Origin of the sequence: Brevundimonas diminuta 3F5N, assembly GCF_900163625.1 — a bacterium.
Classification (GTDB): domain Bacteria; phylum Pseudomonadota; class Alphaproteobacteria; order Caulobacterales; family Caulobacteraceae; genus Brevundimonas; species Brevundimonas diminuta_A.
In genome coordinates this window covers 1-20,490 of record NZ_FUIE01000002.1, presented here as the reverse complement: position 1 = coordinate 20,490, position 20,490 = coordinate 1, and the positions used below count along the sequence as shown (strand labels likewise).

The 20,490-nt window shown below is 65.2% G+C and carries 20 protein-coding genes; 7 read left to right on the top strand and 13 right to left on the bottom strand.

What is annotated here, in order from left to right; all coding sequences use genetic code 11:
• Positions 1-195: 195 nt before the first annotated feature.
• The 6 genes from trbB to FM111_RS00225 all read right to left on the bottom strand — a co-directional run bounded on the left by trbB (position 196) and on the right by FM111_RS00225 (position 5,438).
• Positions 196-1,152 carry a P-type conjugative transfer ATPase TrbB gene (gene trbB / locus FM111_RS00250; RefSeq protein ID WP_087138742.1) on the bottom strand — a complete coding sequence of 319 codons (957 nt, stop codon included), beginning with the start codon at positions 1,150-1,152 and terminating at the stop codon, positions 196-198.
• The gene (locus FM111_RS00245) at positions 1,153-1,599 is read right to left on the bottom strand and encodes a hypothetical protein (protein WP_087138741.1); all 447 of its coding nucleotides are present in this window, start codon (positions 1,597-1,599) and stop codon (positions 1,153-1,155) included.
• Entirely contained in the window at positions 1,586-2,872 is a 1,287-nt protein-coding gene (locus FM111_RS00240; RefSeq protein WP_087138740.1) for an STN domain-containing protein, read from the bottom strand. Before FM111_RS00240 ends, FM111_RS00245 begins: the two co-directional genes overlap by 14 nt.
• A 46-nt stretch (positions 2,873-2,918) precedes the next feature.
• Entirely contained in the window at positions 2,919-3,926 is a 1,008-nt protein-coding gene (locus tag FM111_RS00235) for a FecR family protein (RefSeq protein WP_087138739.1), read from the bottom strand.
• 13 nt (positions 3,927-3,939) lie between these two features.
• Complete coding sequence (locus FM111_RS00230) at positions 3,940-4,509, bottom strand: RNA polymerase sigma factor (protein ID WP_256968021.1); 570 nt, start codon at positions 4,507-4,509, stop codon at positions 3,940-3,942.
• Positions 4,510-4,757: 248 nt separating this feature from the next.
• On the bottom strand, positions 4,758-5,438 hold the full coding sequence (locus FM111_RS00225; protein WP_087138737.1) for a hypothetical protein: 681 nt from the start codon (positions 5,436-5,438) through the stop codon (positions 4,758-4,760).
• Between the two features lie 323 nt (positions 5,439-5,761).
• Here FM111_RS00225 and FM111_RS00220 point away from each other — a divergent pair, with 323 nt between their 5' ends.
• Positions 5,762-6,277: a DUF3885 domain-containing protein gene (locus FM111_RS00220; protein ID WP_087138736.1), complete on the top strand. Its 516-nt coding sequence runs from the start codon at positions 5,762-5,764 to the stop codon at positions 6,275-6,277.
• A gap of 74 nt (positions 6,278-6,351) precedes the next feature.
• On the opposite strand, the gene FM111_RS00215 is transcribed toward FM111_RS00220, so the two are convergent.
• The 5 genes from FM111_RS00215 to FM111_RS00195 all read right to left on the bottom strand — a co-directional run bounded on the left by FM111_RS00215 (position 6,352) and on the right by FM111_RS00195 (position 12,739).
• Positions 6,352-6,546 (bottom strand): hypothetical protein, encoded by a 195-nt coding sequence (locus FM111_RS00215; RefSeq protein WP_087138735.1) that lies wholly within the window; start codon positions 6,544-6,546, stop codon positions 6,352-6,354.
• Between the two features lie 171 nt (positions 6,547-6,717).
• A complete protein-coding gene (locus FM111_RS00210; protein ID WP_087138734.1) occupies positions 6,718-7,653 on the bottom strand; it encodes a nucleotidyltransferase and HEPN domain-containing protein in 936 nt (311 codons plus the stop codon).
• Between the two features lie 369 nt (positions 7,654-8,022).
• A complete protein-coding gene (locus FM111_RS00205) occupies positions 8,023-9,105 on the bottom strand; it encodes a PepSY-associated TM helix domain-containing protein (RefSeq protein ID WP_087138733.1) in 1,083 nt (360 codons plus the stop codon).
• Positions 9,105-11,273, bottom strand: coding sequence for a TonB-dependent receptor (locus FM111_RS00200; protein WP_087138732.1), 2,169 nt, complete (start codon positions 11,271-11,273; stop codon positions 9,105-9,107). The genes FM111_RS00205 and FM111_RS00200 overlap by 1 nt, the downstream gene beginning before the upstream one ends.
• A 443-nt stretch (positions 11,274-11,716) precedes the next feature.
• Positions 11,717-12,739, bottom strand: coding sequence for an IS110 family transposase (locus FM111_RS00195; protein WP_087138731.1), 1,023 nt, complete (start codon positions 12,737-12,739; stop codon positions 11,717-11,719).
• Positions 12,740-12,943: 204 nt separating this feature from the next.
• Between FM111_RS00195 and FM111_RS00190 the strand changes: the two genes are divergently transcribed.
• A complete protein-coding gene (locus FM111_RS00190) occupies positions 12,944-13,345 on the top strand; it encodes a hypothetical protein (protein WP_087138730.1) in 402 nt (133 codons plus the stop codon).
• Positions 13,346-13,416: 71 nt separating this feature from the next.
• On the top strand, positions 13,417-13,845 hold the full coding sequence (locus FM111_RS00185; protein WP_143276008.1) for a hypothetical protein: 429 nt from the start codon (positions 13,417-13,419) through the stop codon (positions 13,843-13,845).
• A gap of 179 nt (positions 13,846-14,024) precedes the next feature.
• On the opposite strand, the gene FM111_RS16080 is transcribed toward FM111_RS00185, so the two are convergent.
• Together FM111_RS16080 and FM111_RS00175 are read right to left on the bottom strand one after the other, a co-directional pair.
• Complete coding sequence (locus tag FM111_RS16080; protein WP_143276007.1) at positions 14,025-14,630, bottom strand: hypothetical protein; 606 nt, start codon at positions 14,628-14,630, stop codon at positions 14,025-14,027.
• A gap of 133 nt (positions 14,631-14,763) precedes the next feature.
• Positions 14,764-15,675 carry a helix-turn-helix transcriptional regulator gene (locus FM111_RS00175; protein ID WP_087138753.1) on the bottom strand — a complete coding sequence of 304 codons (912 nt, stop codon included), beginning with the start codon at positions 15,673-15,675 and terminating at the stop codon, positions 14,764-14,766.
• A gap of 135 nt (positions 15,676-15,810) precedes the next feature.
• Between FM111_RS00175 and FM111_RS00170 the strand changes: the two genes are divergently transcribed.
• The 4 genes from FM111_RS00170 (at position 15,811) to FM111_RS00155 (ending at position 20,424) form a co-directional block, all read left to right on the top strand.
• Positions 15,811-16,959 carry a patatin-like phospholipase family protein gene (locus tag FM111_RS00170; protein ID WP_143276006.1) on the top strand — a complete coding sequence of 383 codons (1,149 nt, stop codon included), beginning with the start codon at positions 15,811-15,813 and terminating at the stop codon, positions 16,957-16,959.
• Positions 16,960-16,962: 3 nt separating this feature from the next.
• On the top strand, positions 16,963-18,009 hold the full coding sequence (locus FM111_RS00165; RefSeq protein WP_087138726.1) for a cyclic GMP-AMP synthase DncV-like nucleotidyltransferase: 1,047 nt from the start codon (positions 16,963-16,965) through the stop codon (positions 18,007-18,009).
• A complete protein-coding gene (locus FM111_RS00160) occupies positions 18,002-19,840 on the top strand; it encodes a ThiF family adenylyltransferase (protein ID WP_087138725.1) in 1,839 nt (612 codons plus the stop codon). The genes FM111_RS00165 and FM111_RS00160 overlap by 8 nt, the downstream gene beginning before the upstream one ends.
• A gap of 227 nt (positions 19,841-20,067) precedes the next feature.
• Complete coding sequence (locus tag FM111_RS00155; RefSeq protein ID WP_087138724.1) at positions 20,068-20,424, top strand: hypothetical protein; 357 nt, start codon at positions 20,068-20,070, stop codon at positions 20,422-20,424.
• Positions 20,425-20,490 lie beyond the last annotated feature (66 nt).

Genomic DNA, 20,490 nt, shown 5'->3' with positions numbered 1-20,490 from the left:
CAGCATTGCCCTTTTGGGGGTGCGCGTCGGGCTTTCATTGGGGGCTCGGCTTCGCCCATTGCTGGTCGATGATCCTAACCTCAATCATCCGGTTTTCACCCGATGATCAGACTATCAACCCGAGGCCCGTCTCGAAGTTCCTTCCGCAGTGGATGAAATCGATGGATCCGCGACATGGACGCCTCAGCCTCCATCTCAGCCCAGGGACCGGATCTGATACCCGCCGTTTAGAAACCCGCTCACCGAGATCACCGCCTCGACCCGACGGCCTGACGGCGTCCGCCGAATGTGGACGATGCAATCGATCGCCTCGCCGATCATGCGCCGAGGAACCTGGCTGGCCGCCTCGCCTATCAAGTCTTCGACGCGGCTGAGCGCCTCGATCGCCGAATTGGCGTGGACCGTGGACAGACCGCCGGGATGGCCCGTGTTCCAGCTTTTCAGGGTTTCAAGCGCAGCAGCGCCGTCGCGCATCTCGCCGATGACGATCCGATCGGGCCGCATGCGCAGGGCGTCGCGGACAAGGTCGGCCACGCCGATGACGACCGGCGCTCGGCGCGTGACGACCGACACGGCGTCCCAGGCCGAGCACTGCAGCTCAGGCGTATCCTCAATGAGAATGACCCGATCATCCGCAAACCACGGCTCGGCCAGGACAGCATTGGCCAGCGTCGTCTTTCCGGAACCCGTACCGCCTGAAATCAATATGTTGCGTCGATCACATATGGCGGCGCGCAAGGCTCCTGCCTGGCTGTCGGTCATCACGCCGTCGCGCACATAGTCGTCCAGGCCCCAGATCACGGCCGGGCGCTTGCGAATGGAAAAGGCGGGGCCGGACGAGACGGGCGGCATGACGCCCTGGAAACGCTCCCCCGTCCCAGGCAGGACACCGGAGAGCCTGGGGTTCTCCCGGGTGACCGTTTCGCCGACGTAGTCGGCGATCAATCGGATCGCCCGTTCCCTGGCCTCCATCGACAGGCGTCGCCCCGTGTCGGTTCGCCCATGGCCTATTCGGTCCAGGATCAGCCGTCCGTCCGGATTGGCCAGGATCTCGACCACCGCGACGTCCTCCAGACCCGCGAGGATCGTCTCGCCCAGCGCGTGGCGCAGCGCCTCCAGCTTGCGCTCGGCGACGATCGGATGGGGCGTCACCTAGTTGGCCGGAGCGAATGACGGCGGCTCGCCCGCAATAGCCGCGCGCTCGCCGTCACGACGCCCCGAGACGATCCGGGCGGCCGTCGCGTCCAGCAGGCGCTCGATGCGCCGATCCACGGCCGCCTGCACCGTAGGGTCCTCGTCGACCAAAGCGTCTGGCAGCCGCAGGAAGAAGGCCTTGGCCACCTCGATCAGGAGTTCCTGGACGATCTGCATGTCGCGTCCCGTTGATCGCATGTGATCCCGCAACGACCGCTCCAGGTTCAGCAACCGGTCCTCGGGATCGGCCTTCGGGCTCTTGATCAGCCCCCGAACAATGGCCTGGCCCGCGGCCTGGCTCAGGGCGATCCGTCCCGCCCTGGCCTCCCGATTGAGGCTCGACACCACCTTGGGATCATTGATGTAGACCTGCACGCGCGTCGCCGCCTTTTCACTTCTCGCCATCGCTCCCTCCTTGCAGTTGATCCAGCACCGCCTGCTGCGCCGCCATCTCCTGGGCCACCCGCCCGTAGATGTCGGCAGCGCGCGCGGCGGCCTTCCTGTCGTCCATGGCCCCGGCGACCTCCTTGAACAGGGGCAGGCTGGCCATGGCGTCCCGGCCCAAACTGCGTCGCCCAAGCCAGGGATGCGGCGGCCGCCCCGGCCCATCGACGCGCGCGGCCTGATCCGGCGGCGTTTGGCCGGCGCGACTGCGGAAGGGCTCTCGCCGGTCATAGAGAAGCTTCCCGGTCCGCAGCGGCCTCTGGCCCGCCACGAAGATCAGCTGCTGGTCATCCGGCAGGGCGCGGATTTCGCCAGGCTCCAGCAGAGGGCGCTCCACCTCCGACCGGGACACCGACTTGCGCCCTGCGCCCAATCCCGCCGGCGCGCTGCGGCTCTTCCGAGTCTCCATGACGGAACCGGTCAGCTTGGACACCTTGTCCTGGGTCAGAGGATCAAGGGCTGAGAAGGCGGTGTAGACATGGCAGTTGTCGAGGATGGTGTTGTGGGGGCCGTACAGGGCGGACGCCCCGTCGAGGAGGACGTCCACCCTTTCCACCGCCGCCGAAGGCAGGGCCGAGACATCCGCGAACTCGCCGCGAAAACCCGTCCCCGCCAGACGCCGGCCGTTGACGAGGACCAGGGTGGCGTCCGCGCCCAGTCCCCGCAGATTGACGCCGGTCGCCACGACGCCGTTCGACCCGCCCCTGTCGGCCCCGGCCAGAAGGGCGCCGGTCGTCCCGCTGCCGGCGTAGTTCTGCGGCAGATCGGTCAGCACGTCGGCCACGGTTCCCCGGCCCCGCGCATCAAGCTCGTCCCGATCCAGCATGACCACGGGCGAGGCCAGTTCTCCGGACGCCTTCAGCAGGGTCCCGGTGACGACCACATCATCCACGACCGTGGCCTGTTCGACCGCCCCGGCTCCCGCGTCCCGACGCCTCAGAAAGATGACGCCCGGACGCGTCTCCGACCAGACTAGCCCTGTTCCCGCCAGCATCCGGTCGAGCGCCGCAGACGGCGCATATCGGCCGCGCAGCCCCGGGGTCCTCAGCCCCTCCACAGCCTCGCCGGAGAAGAGGATCTGCTGATCGGACTGGGTGGCGAAGAGGTTAAGGCCGTCCCGCAGGGATCCAGAAGGAATGTTGAACTCCCGCGCCTCCTGGGCGCAGGCGGCCGTGCTGACCGCCAAAAGGCTGGCGCCCAACAGGCTTGCGGATAATAGGCTGGCTCGTCTCATGGTCCTGGGTCCCCTCCACGCCACACGGCGTCAGAGAAGAGACGGCTCAGACCCCGGGCGACCCCGGAGCGCCCCCTGTGTTTTTCGCGCTCGACAACACAATCCTTCCCTCCCCGTCCTTGGACGCCCTCAAGCCGAACACGGCCGAGGCTGTGGAGACGAAGGCGTCCCGGTCCCCCGTCTTGAACACGCCGTTGACCGAGGCGGTCCCCCGGACGGCGGGATCGAGCAGGATCTTGTCCGGCAGATAGCGGTTCACCTCCGCCACCGCGTCACGCAGCGGCGTATCCCGGAAGACGATCCGCCCTTCTGTCCAACTGGTCTCGGTCGCGATGTCGGCGACGCGGGTCATCTGGCCCTGAGATGTCACCCGGCTCTGCTGGCCGGCGGCCAGCCTCTTCGTCTCCCTGCCCGCCCGGCGCTCCGCCACATCGACGACGCCCGACACCAGGGTCACCTTCACGCCGGATCCGTCGCGGCGGACGTCGAAGACCGTCCCTATCGCCGTCACCTGCGCGCCGTCGGCCTCGACCACGAAGGGACGGCCGGCGTCATGAGCCACCGTAAACAGGGCCTGACCGGCGTCCAGCTCCACCAGTCTTCGGTCGCCGTCGAAGCGCACCCGGATCCGGGAATCCGTGTCGAGCCTCACGTTCGACCCGTCCGCCAGTTGCACCAGACGCTGCTCGCCCACGCCGGTCGCAAACACTGTCCTGGACTGCAGCCACAAGGCGCCGCCGACCGCCGCCGCCATGACGGCGCCGCCGACGGTCAATCCGATGAGGGTGCGCGGCAGCCGCCTCGGGCGCGCCGCGCCCTGCCGGCGGGATAGGGCCTCGTCCAGCGCCCGCGCGATCTCCGGATCATTCGCAAGCCTGCCGGTATCCCCCCAGATCTTCTCGACCCGCCGATAGGCGTCGGCGTTGGCCGGTTCAGCCCGCCAGGCGAAGAATTCCTCGATGGTCTGGGTGCTGACGCTTCGCGCGCCGAGGCGGGCGTGCCACGCCGCCGCTTCGGTCTCGCTGGTTTCAACCCGGATTTTCGGGTTGGTCATGATCACCCTCATCCTAGCGCCGAAGCTGGGCGGCGCAGTGCGCCAAGGCCCTGGTCATGCGCCACTCAACGGTTTTGGGAGAAATCCCGAGCTGCTCGGCGATCTGCACATTCGTCAGTCCGCCGAACCTTGATAGCACAAAGACATCGCGCAGGGGCTCTGGCAAGCCGAGGACCAGTTGGCGGGCCAGAACCTCGTCGGCCTGGGACGCCGGTTCCTGAGCGAACCCCTCCGTGCCGCTGACCTCCCGGGCGTAGCGCTCGCGATGAAAACGCCGCGCCTTCCGGTCCGCCATCAGGTTGGCCGCGATCCGCAAAAGCAGGGCCTGAGGATGCCGCACGGATTGCGCCGCCTGATAGGGCGCGATGCGCAACCAGGCCTCCTGCGCCAGATCCTCGGCGTCCTGGGCCCCGTAGCGCCGGATCAGCCGCGCCCGAAACCACTTGGCGTAGCGGCCATAGAGGCCCTCCAGCGACAAGGGCGCGTCAGGCTGCAGCTTTTCCAATCCATCCGACACGGGCTCGCCTCCGATAAAGAGGCGAGCCCGGCCGAAGCACCGGGTGTTGAGAACATGCTCAAACACATGCGCCAACGCCTTTAGCCCCCAAGGGAGCCTGGACATGCACGCGGGCCACCCGCCGCCACGGAGCGCGAAGTGGGATTTTCAGGATCTGCTCAAGCGAGGTTCTCACGCCTCGGCGTCAAATCAGACGCACCCCAAGGCTGGATCACGTCGATTCAGTTGGCAACCCGCATATTGCCAGTATGCGAATTTTCACTGCCGCCAACCAAGAGGGCCAGCGCAGCCCAAGCCGCTCCGGCCCCCAAATCTTAGCGTTTCATCGCCTTCTCGTGGACCCAGCCCTCGTTCATCAGGACCACAGCAGCCTTACCCTCAAGCCCATCTGCATTGTCGCGCGCCAACTGCGGGAAAGCCGCCTGCATCGGCTGCGACTTCGCCCACTCCGGCATGTTCTTAAGTTGATAGGTGTATTCGACCTGGGACACCGTCATGCCCATCATGTCGCCCGGCTCGGTGAAGCGGACGATCTCCTTCACGGCGGGCTCGCCGTAGCAGAAGGACGGATCCTTGCTCCAACGCATGCCCGCACCGTTCTCCTTGAACGCCTTCTCGCCCTCCGGCGTCAGACTGTAGGCGGTCACGGCCTGCTTGCCCGACGGAACCCCGAATCCCGCAGGCTGGATCGCGGCCGGCTCGCCCTTCAGCAGACCCGCAGCGGCCAGGGCCTCGAAGGGCGCCGCCGCCTTCTTCTGGTTCTCCAACCGCATGGGATGCTCGCTGTTCGCGACCTCGACATAGAGCGGGAAGACCCCGGCGTCAGCCGCCCGGTCCGCATCACGCACATTGCCCGAGGGCAGCGAGAGACAGGGCGGGTTCTGGCTGATCCAGTCGTTGATGGCCGTCTCGAAATTCTTCTTGCTGGCGGCCTTGGGATCGGAACACCCCGCGACCAGAACGGCGACGGCGGCCAGAACGACAACAGATCTCATGACAGCTTTCCTTTCAGCGCCCCAAGGGGCGGTACACAGGCCGAATCCAAACAGGCAGACACGACCTAACGGTAAAGCTTATAGTTGAACGCCGCCGGGATTCCGACCTTTCCCGACTGGCATGATCCGGCGGCGGCCCGCAAACCGCTGTCGGATCGCTCCCCATTCCCACAAACTCACAGCTAGTGCGGCTATCAGCGGACGCCGTATATGTCAGCTAAGGGTGGGAAGCGGACATAAAGGCGCTCGCCTGCTACGCTCACAAGATGTCATTCGAGAATGCTTGGGCGAAGTATCACGCTGGTGAACGACCAGTCGGCTGGATGCTGCGAGAAGACGGGGCGAAAAACTGGTTGCGCTTTCATTCGCTGCCTGCCTCGAAACGCTATGCTGACACCGACGACGAGCGTTCAATTCTATTGGCTCGTCACAACGCTCTAGCTGAGGAAGTGCTTGGCGCGGACCCGTGCTGGCTTGTTCAGACCCATTGGACGACGCACGCCGATGAGATCGACGCAGCAGATCAATACGATCCTTTCCGGGCCACCCGCGAGTTGGGGTTGGGTTTCGTCTCAACGTTTCTCGTAGACGACGACGAAGAAGATCGCCCGTGGCGGGTGTATGCCGTCCAAACCAATTGGTCGCCTGGTCGGTTCGACGATCTGCTTCTTTCGGTGGCGGATGAGAAGGCGGGGCCGACGCTATGGATGGCCGCGAATGGTGCGATCTTCGCTCCTTATGACGGCGGCGTTGATCTCTTTCTGCGCGACGTTGCGCAAGTCCAGCGAATGGCAGAACGACACAAGGATTGGCTCTCGCGGCATCCTCTAGGCCTATAGCCGGAGGTCTGCTCAGGGTCGATTGCGGTCTTTCATGCGCCGCCCGCAAGTGCGATCAGGCGAGCGTCTGCCAGCTAGGCGCCGGGGTTCTGGATCCAGCGCGCAGCCCCCAGAACTAGCAACAGGGCGCTGAAAATCGCGAGGCCCACGGTCGAGGACACGAGGTGCGGATGCCAGGGCGCGCGGGTTCGCAACTTGCCCCAAGTGTCGAGACACCAGATCAGGCCGCAACCGCCCAGCAGGATGTCCACCCAGGCGGGCCAGATCATCGGATGGCGCCCGGCGCCGGCAGTCGGGGCCTCGACTCGATCGGATCTGGCATGATGTCCTCGCACTTCTAGTCAGCTTAGCCCGCCCTGGCCATGCAGGCGTCATAGGCGCGGTCGTAGAGCCGCCACGGACACCCGGCCCAAGCTACGTCGCCCGGCGCCGTTGGAGCCTCAAGCTCCGGCCGCAGCATCACGCGCGAGTTCCTCCATCCGCTGACCGCTAACCTCGACGACCAGATTCCGCAGGCGGATCACAGCTTCAAGCTGCAGAGCCAGATCTTCCACATCGACGTCATACTGGTCGGAATAGCGCGCCTCGACATAGGCCCGCTTCAGCAACTCGAAGCGGCGGCGGTCGGCGCGTTGCTCTCGAGGCCAAGCAGCGGTCAGGCGTTTGTCGGTGTCCTCCGCCAAGGAACGGAGGAATTTGATGTTGTGGGAACGTGGAAAATAGAAAGTGTGGGTCAGCAGAAAGCAGGCATAGGCCGTCTCTGTCGCCTGATGCATCAAGAAGGCTGCGCGCTTGCGGACGTGCTGCCCCTCTCCGCTCATAGCCACATGCCGCCGCGCATCTTCGATCCAGAGATCTAGGTCCTTGATCCGCGTCTCGTAGTATCGCTTGGCCGCATCGCGAGCTTCGGCCGCCGTCATCGGCTGCGGCTGGACGAAAGTATGCCCCGGCAACTGGTACAGAACCACGCCGTCGCGCAGGATGTCGGTCCAGAAATACTCGCCCCGGGTCAGGGCCTGGTTCACTTCGGCCATGGTGTGGACGATGATGTTGACCGTCCGTCCCACGGCCGGATCGCGCAGGATCTTGTCCTCGGCCACGTACCAATAGTCGGCGATGTCGGTCAGCTTCTCATGGCTGACGATCACCAGCAGATCGAAATCAGACAGATAGCCGTTGTCGGGTTCATCGACCCAGTCGTTGCGGGCATAGGATCCGAACAGGATGATCTTCAGTACCCGGCCGTCTCGCCGCCAGGACTGGGTGCCCCCGCCCCCACTTTTGATCGCGGCGTCGAATTCGGTCAGCAGGGTCGTGCGGACACGTTCCAGCTCGCGCTGCTGCTTGGGCGGTAGATGCTCGAGATCAGCCCGCATGGACCCACCCGCCCTGCGAACGCAGCGTCGTCAGATCGATCATGCCTGCCCGGTTCGTTCGCATCCGCGCCCCAAATCACTTCTACACAAGCCTACCCCGCCGACACGCTCAGCGCCACAATGAGAGAGGGTGTCCGCCGGACAGTTGAGAACACGAGAGCTCGCGCGCCGACGCCTTTAGCTTTCGCCTGTACATAGCGGCGGCCAGCCGGGGACCAGGCGACTTTCGCCGCTCGAAGCACCTGAAGCAAGTGCGACAACCAGCTTATGAACGGAACAACAAGGAACCATGTCTTAGATGCGCCATGAGCGATCATTCGCACCGCGCCCGAAAGTCGACATCCACAAGCCGTTATCGGTTCCTCGTCGTTAGGCCTTCTTACGTCGCCGTTTCGGCAACCCGCTCGGGTTGCCCCAGAAGGTGACGACGGCCAGGGATCCCAACAGCGTCAACGCTAGACCCGCCACAGTCACGACCAGCCGATAGGCCAGCCCTCCGACCTTGGCCGCATGAAGGGGATACTGGGCGTTGACGACCCGCAGCCCCAGCGGCAGGGCCAGGGCGTCGCGCGTCCCGACGATCCGCCCGTCGGCGGGGTCGAACCAGACCTGCGTCCGACCGTTGGGCAGCCATTCCGCCGCCCGCCGCATCCGCAGCCCGATCAGCCCGCCCGGCTTGGTCGGCAGGGAGACGATGCGCAGATCGGCGTCGGGGAAGCGAGCCTGGGCCGCGACCATCATGGCCGGCCAGTCCAGATCGGGCGACACGGCCCCGCCCTCATGCTCCGGCTGAGCCATCACCGCTTCCAAGTCCACGCCCGGCGACAGAACCTTGGCCAGACCGTCATATAGGGGCGACAGCGCCACGATCGCCCCCGTCGCCAGCACGAGGGCCAGCACCGGCGCGCTCCACACCCCCATGTCGCGATGGTGCTTGACGATCCCCGGCCGTTTCCAGGTCTTCGGCAGGACCGCGAAGACGAAGGTCCGCCGCGTCGGCCACCATAGGATCACCCCCGTGACGACAAAGCCCAGACCGGCCAGGCCCGCGATCCCGGCGATGGTCTTTCCCGTGTCGCCGATCAGCAGATAGTGGTGCAGGTCGAACAGCCACAGTTCGGGCCGCGCCCACAGGCTCTCCCACCGCGCGACGACCTGACCCGACTGGGTCGCATAGGCGCCGCGCGTCTTGCCCTCATAGTTCAGCCGGTGGATTCCCAGCCGGTCGGTGGCCAGGATGACCGAGCGCGGCCGGTCCGACGCCGCGAAGGCCTGATCCAGCGCCGCGCCGATGACCTTGGGGTCCGAAACCCGCGCCTCGGCCGCGTGGGGCACGACGGCGCGCAGCCAGTCGTCCTTGAACACCAGAACGGCCCCGGTCAGCCCCAGGACGAACAACAGCAGGCCGATCAGCCCCCCGGTCCAGCGATGCGCCAGTCGGACCAGACGCATCAGAAGCGACGGTCCCACCCGAGGGTGAAGGAGCGGCCCCGGCCGGCGAAGTAGCGCAGGTTGTCAGTCGGATTGCTGGTGTCGGAGCTGTAGGTCACATAGTCCTCGTTGAAGAGGTTCTGCACCGCCAGCGACACCCCGCCGATGGGGAAGTCGTAGCGCAGGTAGGCGTCGGCCACGGTGTAGCCTTCGAAATTGTTGCGCACGTCGCCGCCCTCGAAGTCGCGCGACAGATAGGTCTGGACCTGCAGACGCGCCGACAGCGGGCCGTTGGCGTAAACCGCCGCCGCGTTGAACCGGTCCGGCGAGATGTTGGCCCCGTCCAGATCCCGATCCACCCGGCCATCGTCGTTGGTGTCGGTCTGCCCCCGCAGGCGCGCATAGCCGGTCGCGACCGTCAGCCCCTCGATCGGGGTGCGGGCGCGCAGATTCAGCTCCAGCCCCTCGATCTCGACCGCCTGACGCTGGACGTCGTAAACGCCGTCGGCGTTGCGGACCAGGAACTGGCCCAGGTCCGACGAGGACCAGAAGTAGGTCGCTCCAGCCTCGAATGGCCCGCGCTTCACCTCCAGCCCGATCTCCTGATTGTCCGAGACCACCGGGCTGATGTCGAGGAAGCTCTCGACCTTGACGCCGTCGACGTTGATGGCGCGCAGGATGCGGCCGACGTCGGGCACGGTGTAGCCCTCGGCGTAGCTGGCGTAGGCGCGCACGCCGTCCATCGGCTCATAGACCACGCCGCCGTTGACCAGGGTGGCCTCGAACCTGGGCTTGCCGCCCGTCACCCGGCGCGAGCCGTAGGAGGCCAGGGTGGTGAAGTCGTCGACCGACAGCTCGACGTTCTCCTGGCGCACGCCGCCGGCCAGGCGCACCCGGCCGTCGAACAGGGCCATGTTGGCCTGAACGAAGGGGGCGAGGCTCTGGAACTCGGTCGGCGGCACCCAGGCGCGGTTGGTGGCGATCAGCCGCTGCTCGGTGCGGTCCTTCAAGGCGTCGAGGCCCAGGGTCGCGGTCAGGCCCGGCACGCCCGGCACGGCCCGCTCATAGCTGGCGCGCGCCCCCAGCTTGCGCGAACGGTTCGACGACTGGTCGAACAGGGTCCCAATCGGCGCGATGCTGGCGTCCTGGAAGGTGGCGGAGCGATCGCCGCCGAAGGTGTCGCGGGTGCGGTTGAAGAAGACCTGGGCGCTGAAGTCGCCGCCCGCCAGGTCGTTGTCGGTCAGCGAGGCCGAGAGAGTCTCGACCCGGTTGGCGGCGGGTTCCCCCTGGACCTGGCCGCGCATGCTGCTGGTCGGACGGCCGATGCGGCGGTCGCCCGCCACGACGACATAGTCGCCGTCGCCCTTCAGCTCGAAGCGATTGGCGAGCAGGTCCAGGCGCACCGTGTCGGTCAGGTCCCAGCCGAAGCGGCCGAAGAAGGACAGGGCTTTGGAATCCTGCACCTCCCCCTGGGTGTTGTCGACGCCGATGCGGCGGCCGTTGGCGTCATAGAAGGCGCCGCGCTGATCATAGGCGACGCCGAGCACGCCGTCGAAATCGCCATGACGATAGCCCGCCAGACCGCCCAACTTGGCGCCGATCCCGTCGCCTTCCGGCCCGCCCGAGCTGGAGACCTGGGCCAGCATCCGGCCGGTCAACGAATCCTCGGTCGGCGCCCCGACCGTCACCTGATTGACCACCCCGCCGGTAGCGCCGATGCCTTGCAGGGCGTTAGAGCCGTAGATCAACTCGACCCGGTCCACGAAGAAGGGATCGATCGTATAGCCGTCGCGCGATCCGTCGCGGATCGGCGTCGACTGCGGGATGCCGTTGATGGCGAAGAGCGGCGAGCGGCCGCGCAGGCTCTCCCCCGAGCCGGTCAGCTTCTGCCGCGTCGGCGAGAAGGACGGCGACAAGGTCGCAACCGCGTCGATCACCGAGCCGCTGATGGCCACCTGTTCCGACAGGGCCTTGCGGTCGATGACATCCACCGTCATCGGCAGGGCGCTGGCTGGCAGGACCGTGCGCGCCGCCGTCACCACCACCTCCTCCACCATGCTGACCTCCGGCTCCTGCCGCGCCGTCTGGGCGGCGGCGGTCGAGGCGAATGCGGTCCCGGCCAGCAGGGCCGAAACAGCGACAAGGCCGGACGATCGGCGCAGCGACAGGGCGGGCGAGGCGAAAGGCATTAGGGGGGAGGCTCCTGAAGAAGGCCTCGCGCTTAAATGCAATTGAAAGCGATTTGCAATATGCGATCTAGCAAAATTGGCTCAACTGGCCGGCCCTATCCGCATCGAGTTCCACCGAGCGCCCTATCCCATCCCGACAAACGCCCGTGGCATGCCTCGTCTGTCGGCATTGCGCCATGTGTGGACGGCTCCCCGTTGGCAAGGGTTGATCTGATGTTCTGCTGAGCCTGGTCGGAGCGGCCATGTGTTCGACCTGTTAGTGCGGTACGCATGACCGCTGGCCATAATGCCTTCCGCGAAGGTGGGTCCCGACCAAAAGCACGCGCTCGAGGCGCTATGGCGCATGTGGGTTTTCCCGCCTTCCGGTTTCGACCGGCTGTCGCATTACATCCTGTCCGCCCTTCCCAAGTTCGTCGGTCTGCGCGTTAAGCCTCGACCTGTCTCTATGCCGCCAGCGGCTCCCTGTAGCGCTCACCCGAAGTCATGATCGCCCAGACCATTCGCGCGGTCTTGTTGGCGAGAGCGACGGCCGCAACCTTCGGCGTTCGCCGAGCAAGCAACTGGACCAGCCACGGCCGGCGCGTGCCGTTCCTCACGGCATAGCGCACGACCGCCAAGGCGCCGACGACCAGCATCTGTCGCAGATATCGGTCGCCCTGCTTGGTGATCCCGCCCAGCCGCTCCTTGCCGCCGCTGGAATTCTGCTTCGGAACGAGGCCGATCCACGCCGCGAGATTGCGACCGGTCTTGAAGGCCCTTGGATCGGCGATCGTGCCCACCAGAGCGCTGGCCAGCAGCGGGCCCACGCCGGGGATCTCCATCAGCCGGCGCCCGACTTCGGTCGATCGGGCGTTGGACCGGATCAGCCGATCGGTCTCCAGGACCTGCTCGTTCAGCAGCCGCAGCTGCGCGGCGAGCATGGCGAGGCACCCCCTCGCCTCAAGCGGCACGCGCTCGTCGGCCGGATCTTCGACCACTTCGATAAGGCTCTGAAGGCCTTGCCTGCCAATCGCCGCCGCCATGCCGAACTCCGCCATGTGACTCCTGATCGCGTTGGAGATTTGCGTGCGCTGTCGGATCAGGATCGACCGAGTCCGGTGCAGCACCATCACGCTCTGCTGCGCCGGCGACTTTACCGGCACGAAGCGCATCGTCGGCCGGGTGACCGCCTCGCAGATCGCCTCCGCGTCGGCCATGTCGTTCTTCTGGCGCTTCACGTACGGCTTCACATAGCTCGGCGGCATCAGCCGCACCTCGTGGCCTAGGCCAATCAGTTCGCGGGCCCAGTGATGCGCCGTTCCGCAAGCTTCGATCCCGACCAGACAGGGGGACAGCTTTTCGAAGAACTTCAGCAGCCGCGCTCGCGTCAGCTTCTGTCGAATGACGACGCCGCCCTCAGCATCGACGCCGTGCACCTGAAACACCGACTTCGCGATGTCCAAACCAATCGTGGCTACCTGTCTCATGGCTCTCCTCCAGCTCTGCCGGAGGCCTAACGCCGCCGGTGGGTTGGAGAGCCGTCCACAGCATCATAAGCGGACATTGGCTTGCTGCCCAGAACTGTGCTTTCGCGTGCCGTGTGGGTGGATCCGCCAAACGAACGGTCGCGGTGATCTAGGCTTGACGGGAGCGCTGGCCCCGGCAACCCTCAGTTGCGGGGGGCTTAAACCATGCTGACTGTCTACGCCGACTATTTCCGTGAGCGCCTTCAGGAGCTCGACCAGCCCGGGAGCTTGGACAAATTCATCAAAGATCTGACACCTGAGTATTGGCGTGACGACGCCCGCCTGTTCCTCACACTCAATCTAATCGTGATGGTCGTCGCGCCCTATGTACAAGCACACCCATCCGGCTCGCTCACACTGGGTGAGTTGCTGCCCGTGCTAGAAAAGGACGTTGAGGCGATCCGCCGTCGGGCCGACCGCTTCGCCGCCGAGCGCGGTCGCTCCTACGTATCCGCCACCTCGGTTTCGATGGCCTTGGGCGAACTAGCACCGGATCTCGCGACCACTTCGCTGCAGATCTGGGGCCCGGGGGAGCCTGACCCAGCGCCCCAGTCGGCGCCCGCATGACCGCCCCCCCTACTCAGCCTAACAGGAAGCGTAAGTCGCTTTCGCCGGAACGGCAGTTGTCGGGGGCCTTGATGGCCGGGGCCTTCGCGCTGATGTGCGTGGTCCTCGCCAGCCTGCCCCAGGCCTTTCCGGCGGTTACCACGCCAGGCCGCATCGGCCTGGCGTTCGCCGCGGCCGGCGCAATCGCTGGCTATCTGGTTAGCGTCGTTTTCGGAGGTAGAGGCTGGATCTATACAGCACGAGGCGGCGCGGTTCATCCATTCAACATCCAAGCATGTGCTGGTTTGATAGGCGTAGTCCTGCACGGCGTCGCGCTTTGGGTGATCGCTACCCATCCCGCCGACGACGCTGCACGCCAACGGCTGTTAACACTCGAACGCCGGACGGCCACACTCGAAGCCCGAGTAGACGCCGTGGAACGCGGCGCGTCCACGCCCGCACTGCCGGTGGAGGTGACCTGCGTCCATCGAGAAAAGGCCACGCCCTGCATCGTCAAGTAGATTGCCAGCGCAACTGCTCCGGCGGGTCCTGTCACCGCCACCGTTTCTTCCGCCCCATACCCATCGATCGCAGTCGGAACTAATGCCAAACCCTCGCCAGCAGCGGAGGTCTTCCTTGCGCCAAAATCGGAAATAGGTGTCGCGGTGTGAACCGGACCTTCAGACCGCGCCGTTGCCCATTAACCAGCGTAATCACTCTGGCTGTCTTCTTCCTGACGCAGAGTCTGCAGCGCGACCTTGTTGGATGTCGCCACAAATCGTTCAACAAGCTTCGCGCGACTGGGGTCATCAGAATCGCCCGGCAGCGGTCCCTCCGCCTCCAGAAAGGATCGAAGCAGCCGCCGAATGATTGTTCCGTCGCGCTGATCATGGCGACGCAGCAATATCTCGCGCGCGGCCTCTGACCCTGTTTTCTCCGCTAGTCGATGCGGCGCGAAAACCGGCGCTCGTCGTTCCGCGCTTCGTGCAATCAAGATCGTGCGAACGCACCACAACACTCTCTTGGCAAGCAGCGCGACATTCAGGTCATCTCCAAAATGCACTAAATACCAGCCGAGATCCGCCGCTCGTTGGATATCGTCTTGGTAATTCTCTCGAAAGCTGAACGCCTGCTGGAGTCGCAGAAGATAATCGTCTGGATCGACGAGCGGTTTGGCTTCGTGAACGAGATGGGAGACGAAGAGGTCGCCCAAACTGGCGTCGTGTTCCAGCTGGCGCCACGGGTAGATGAACAGAGAGAGACGCCCGACCGAAACATGGCGGGTTTCGTCTTCGAGATTGATCATAAGCAGGTCGGTGTCGGAGCCCCCAGCGTGATCGGCCCGCGCGAGACTCCCGAACAATAGAGTAGCCGCTATCGCCATGACGGGTGTCGAATGGGCGTTTGGCGATCCAGCTTTGGTCGTTCTGCCATAACCATTAAATCACCTGCGCCGCGCGGGCCAGCGCTTCGATGGACATCTGACGTGACGAGGCCCGCGCCTGGATCACTTCGTCTCGATTCTGCAGCACAATTTGTTGCTTTTCGGGCTTGAGAACGCCTGGCTCGACGTCGAGATTGTACTCGCTCATCAAGTAAAAGCTGAGGCTCAATCGGCAAGGCCGCAACAGTCGGCCTTCCGTCATGCCGTGCTCCGACGCCACAGCCGCCTGACGCTCCGGCGACAGCTCCGGGTTGGGCCTGATGTCGAGATTGATCTGATGCGCCCACTCGTAGTCGAGGGTCGTGTCGATCATCGCTGGCCGGTGATCGCTGACCGTCTGGATCCGATTGAGATTGTAGTCCCGAAAATCGTTATGGTCCTTTGACCAGGACCGGACGTACCAGCGCCCGGCGCTATGGGCGAGCGCATGAGGGGCGATCGTCCTCGACGGTTGCACCGAGCCGGTCAGGGACGCGTAGGCGATATCGATTTCCTGTCGCTTGCGGATCGCGTCGAGCACGCGCAAGAGAACAGCCGGGTCCGTCGGGCGGCGTCCCAAGGTGACGACCTCCACCGGGGGCATGGTGTCGAACCAGGTGTCGTCCGGACGCATCCAGCGATTTTCAATCGCCACCAGCTGCAGCAGGTAGCGTTCTATGGTGTCGCCGATGAACGCGGGCGCGAAGGCGTCGGCGCGGGTGTAGGCCTTCTCGCCTCGATCATAGTGCAGATTAGCCGGCGCGATCTTCTCGTATTGAGCGATATCCCCTGACGCCTGCTGAGGCGAAATGCCGAAGGTGGCGGACAGGTCGCTGCGATTAAACCTGCCATCCCAAAACAGCCGAAAATCGATGAACTCGAGCCTCCGACGCACACCCCATCGCAGCCGCTCGCCCTCTTCGTCCACAGACAACTCTCCCACAAACACGATTTTTCGCCCCAACATGCGTCCACTTACTTGACGCATGTTGGGGTCGTTCCCACATCCTATGGATGGACAACGGCGGGAGCAATGTCGTCACAACGGCGTGGATCGATAGGGATGGAAAACAGCGAACAACAACAACGGGTTGAGAAACCCTACCGTGTGCTGAGCCTCGACGGAGGCGGGATGCGTGGCATCTACACCGCCGCTTTTCTCGCGCGCCTTACCGACCAGTTCGCCAGAATCAGGGGCGAGCAGGCGCTCGATCTCGGCCGGGGATTTGACCTGATCACCGGAACCAGCACCGGCGCGATCGTCGGTTGCGCGCTCGCAGTCGGTCGACCGATGACCGAGGTCGTCGCCCTCTACCGTGAACACGGCCCCAAGATCTTTCCGCACCGGATCGCCGGCAAACGCAGCGCCATCTACCGTGCCAGTCAAGGCAGTCGCTTCGTGCGCGAGGGCGACAAGGCGCTGCGCGAGGCCCTGCGCGGCGTCCTCGACGATGTGACGATGCTCGACGTCTTCGAGAGCCGCGGGATTTCGCTCGCCGTTCCCACGGTGTTGATGAGCGAGCATCGGGCCTGGGTGTTCAAGAAGACACCGAAGAGCGGGGTGCGCGACGACCGGTACCCCCTGGTGGACGTCTGCATGGCGACCAGTGCGGCGCCCATCTACCGCTCGCTGGCCGCCATCGACGATCCGAACGCGCCCGACGGGCCCAAGCAGGTCTTCGCCGACGGCGGCCTGTGGGCGAACAACCCGATCATGGTGGGGCTCGTCGATGCGCTGACGGTTGCGCCGCCCGACCGCCCGATCGAGATCTATTCGCTCGGCACCTGCCCCCGCCCGGAAGGCGATCACCTCGACGCCGAAAGCGCGCACCGGTCCATGCTCGACTGGTCCCTCGGCGCCGATGTCGCGCCGCTCAGCATCTCGGCGCAGGAATTCGCCTTCGACCAAATGGCCCGTCTCCTGACCAACGCCATCAGCAACTGCGGGCGCTCCATCCGCCGTGTGCGGTTTCCCAACAAGCCCGTCCCGGCGAGCATGATGCCGTATCTCGCGCTCGACGACACCCGCCCCGAGGCGATGGATAGGCTTGTCGGTCAGGCGCACACCGACGCCGACCTGACCAAAAGCGCCTGCGACGACCCCAACAGCGAAGACGGCCGCATGATCCGCCGCCTCATGCATGACCTGCCGGCGATGCCGGCGACCGGAGCGGTCTGGACCCGCCCCGCCACCGACAACCAGAAAGGATAGGTGATGTTCGACTGTTCCAAAGACGTGCGTGCGTATCATGACCAGGACGTGACGCTGCCGAAAACCGAGCAGGACGCCATGCGCGACCGCCGCAACTCCAACCGCACGCGCCTGCGCGACGGGCTGGCGAAGGCCGGCAAGCCCAAGCCGATCGAGTTCGTCAAGCAGGGCAGCTACGCTATGAAGACAATGTGCCGCGACCCCGACAACGACTACGACATCGATGACGGGGTCTACTTCCACAAGGATGATCTCGCCGGCGACCGCGGGGCCGAAATGACGTCCTTGCAGGCCCGCCAGATGGTGCGTGACGCGGTCGATGACGGTCGCTTCAAGCGCGCCCCCGAAGTCTGCTCGAACTGCGTGCGCGTCTTCTACGAGAAAGGGTACCACGTCGACCTGCCCGTCTATCGGCGTGTGGTGACCGAGACCGTCTTCGGCGACGAGGTGCACTATGAGCTGGCCGCGAGCAGCGGCTGGAAGCGCTCGGACGCCCGCGACGTTTCGGACTGGTATGAAGACGAACGCGCGTCGTCGGCCGACGGCGTCCAACTGCGCCGCATCAATCGCGACCTGAAGAAATTTGCGCGCAGCCGGTACAGCTGGCGCGGCTCGATCCTCAGCGGGTTCGGCATCTCGGTGCTGACGACCGAGAAATTCCGCGCCGCCGACCGTGAGGACCGCGCCTTCTATGACACCATGGTCGCCATCCGCGATCGGCTGAGCTGGAATCTCCAGCTGGCGCACCCGGTGACGCCCGGCGACTACATCACGAGCGGACCCGACGACGCCAAGGCGCGCTGCTTCCGCGAGAAGCTGACCGAGGCGATCGACACGCTGGCCCCGCTCTTCGACGCCGACTGTACGCGCGAGAAGGCGCTGAAGTGCTGGGACAAGGTGTTCGCCACCACCTTCTTCAGCGAGCGGCTGGAGGAGGAACAGCGCGCCTCCGCGGCGGCGCCGGCCATCATCAGCGCGGCCGCCTTGTTGAACGCGACGGCGACGGCGGCGCAGGCGGTGAGCAGCGCCGGCGGGGGTCGCCATGCCTAATGCGACCCTTCCGCTGAGCTGGCGGCAGGCGGCCCTTCGTCTCGAAACGGCGCTGCGCGAGCGTGCCGGACAGGTGCCCGAGCGACTCGATGCGTCGACGATCGCCAGCGACTATCCCAGCCGCGACTGGATCATCGCCGCCTGGCGCATCAACGTCCTCTTCTCCGACGGGGTCACGCGGCGCATCGATGTGGTGGCCGGCGCGAATTTCCCAACGACGCCGGTCAGGACCGCCTTGGTCGATCACCCCGAGCCGATGACTTGGCCTCATGTCGAGGGCGACGGCGTTCTGTGCCTCTTGCCGAATTTGGCGGAATGGGATCCTGACGACCCGTCGGAGGTCGCCATGGACCTTCTGAACCGCTCGGTCCGACTGGTTGAAGAGCTGCTGGAGGGCGGCATCGTCGAACGCGACTTCCGCGAGGAGTTCGTCACCTACTGGGGCTACAGGGCCCATGATCGTGGCCAGACCCTGTTCAGCCTGATCACGCCCGGTCCGTCGTCGCGGCTCGTGCGGGTTTGGCGCGGCAAGGGACTCGAGGTCGTGGGCGAGGACCACGACGCCTTGGTCGAATGGGTGCATCGCCGCTTCGGCGAAAAGGTGGCTGTAAGGACCGAGGCGGCCGCCTTTCTCTGGCTCGACCAGCCGCCTCTGCCCGCCGAGTATCCGGAAACTGCGGAAGACCTCCACACGCTGACCGGACGGATCGGCGAGGATGCGAAGCGGGTTCTGGAGCAAGCGGCGATCGACGAGCCCGACGAGGTGCTGGCGCTGCTGGGGGCCGTCGGGCGTGGGGGAGCCGCGCTGATCGGGGTGAAGGCGCCCAATCCAAAGCAGCGGAAGGGGCGCCCTCGCCCCCCGGCCGAGCCGCTCTCTATGGGGTTCCGGCCGGGTCAGACGCCTCAGCCGCTCCTTCTGGGGCGCTTCTTCGGCACGGCGCCAGTTGTCCGGGCCCTCGTGCAGCGCGCCGACGCCGACTGGGTGCACGGACGGGGCCAGGATCCCCGCACCCGCCGGCTTCTCGGGGCAACGGTCGTGGTGGTCGGCTGCGGCTCTGTAGGAGGTCCGGTCGCCTGCGCCCTCGCCCAGGCCGGCGTCGGGCGCATCGTGCTGGTTGATCCGGAGACGCTGAGTTGGCCGAACGTCGGACGCCACCCGCTCGGCGCGACCGATGTCGGCCGCAACAAGGCCGAGGCCTTGTCCCGGCGGCTCCAGGCCGATTATCCGCATCTGGTCGTCGAGTACCGCGCCTGCACTCTCCATCGCTTGATCGCACACGACGTCGACCTGCTCGCCGAAGCCGATCTGATCGTTGCGGCGACCGGCAATTGGGTCGCCGAGAGCGCGCTCAACCGCTGGCAGCTCCAACAAGGGCGGGCGCGGCCCATCCTTTACGGCTGGACCGAAGCGCATGCTTGCGCCGGACATTCCGTCGTCATCGGCAAAGGCGACGGCTGCCTTCAATGCCACGTCGGGCGGACCGGCAAACCAGACCTCAGGGTCATCGAATGGCCGGAGGGCGGCGACGCCAGTCATGAGGAGCCGGCCTGCGGCGCCCACTATCAGCCGTATGGGCCGGTGGAACTGGCATATGTGACGGCGATGATCGCCGAGGTCGCGCTCGACTCCATCCTCGCCCCCCCGGAGCGATCTTTTAGCCGAGTGTTTGTCGCCTCGGAGCGACGCATCACCGCTCTCGGCGGGCAATTGACCACGGATTGGAAAACCGTGTTCGGCGGCACTGACGACGGCGTTCGTACGGTCGACCTGCCCTGGCCTGCTTCAGCCTGTAAGGCATGTGAAGATGCCACTGTAAATGAGGCGGCTTAGTTGCCCTGGTCAGTACCTCCCAAGGAGAAATCGGCTTGGCAACGCGGTCGGAGTTGCGGCCGATGACCTAACGATCAGGGGCCTGAACAGCGGCTTGCAAGCAACTCTATCCAAAAGCCGCCGTGACTCACGAACGATGATTTCTCGCGAATGTAGAGAAGCGCACCACCCCTCCAAGCAACTAAAATATATTAATACCTAGCAATACTCGAAAAGTAGACCAATCCATGAATCTGAAAATCCTTTCGATCTACGAGAAAGGCAACTCTTCGAAGGAGTACGTGCTTCTAGAAGTGATAGCTGATTGCAACCTCGATTACTACGCCATCGCCGATACGACCTACACGGGCGAAGGCAAAATTTCGAACAGGCTGCGTCATTTTTACTGGTTTGCGTCGAAGGCGGTCAATAAGGGCGAACGCCTCGTCCTTCGCACCGGCAAAGGTAAGAATGACACTTACAAGACGGACGCTGGGAAGACCGTCCATCGCTTCTTCTGGGGGCTCGGCTCCCCAGTGTGGAACGATGATGGGGATGCAGCCTTGCTGATTCAGATGAAGACCTGGAAGGCCACAAAGGCCTGACCCTTCGAACGGCGACGGCTGTCATGCCCCCACCAGAAGCGAACATCGCCGACGGCCGGAATGAGT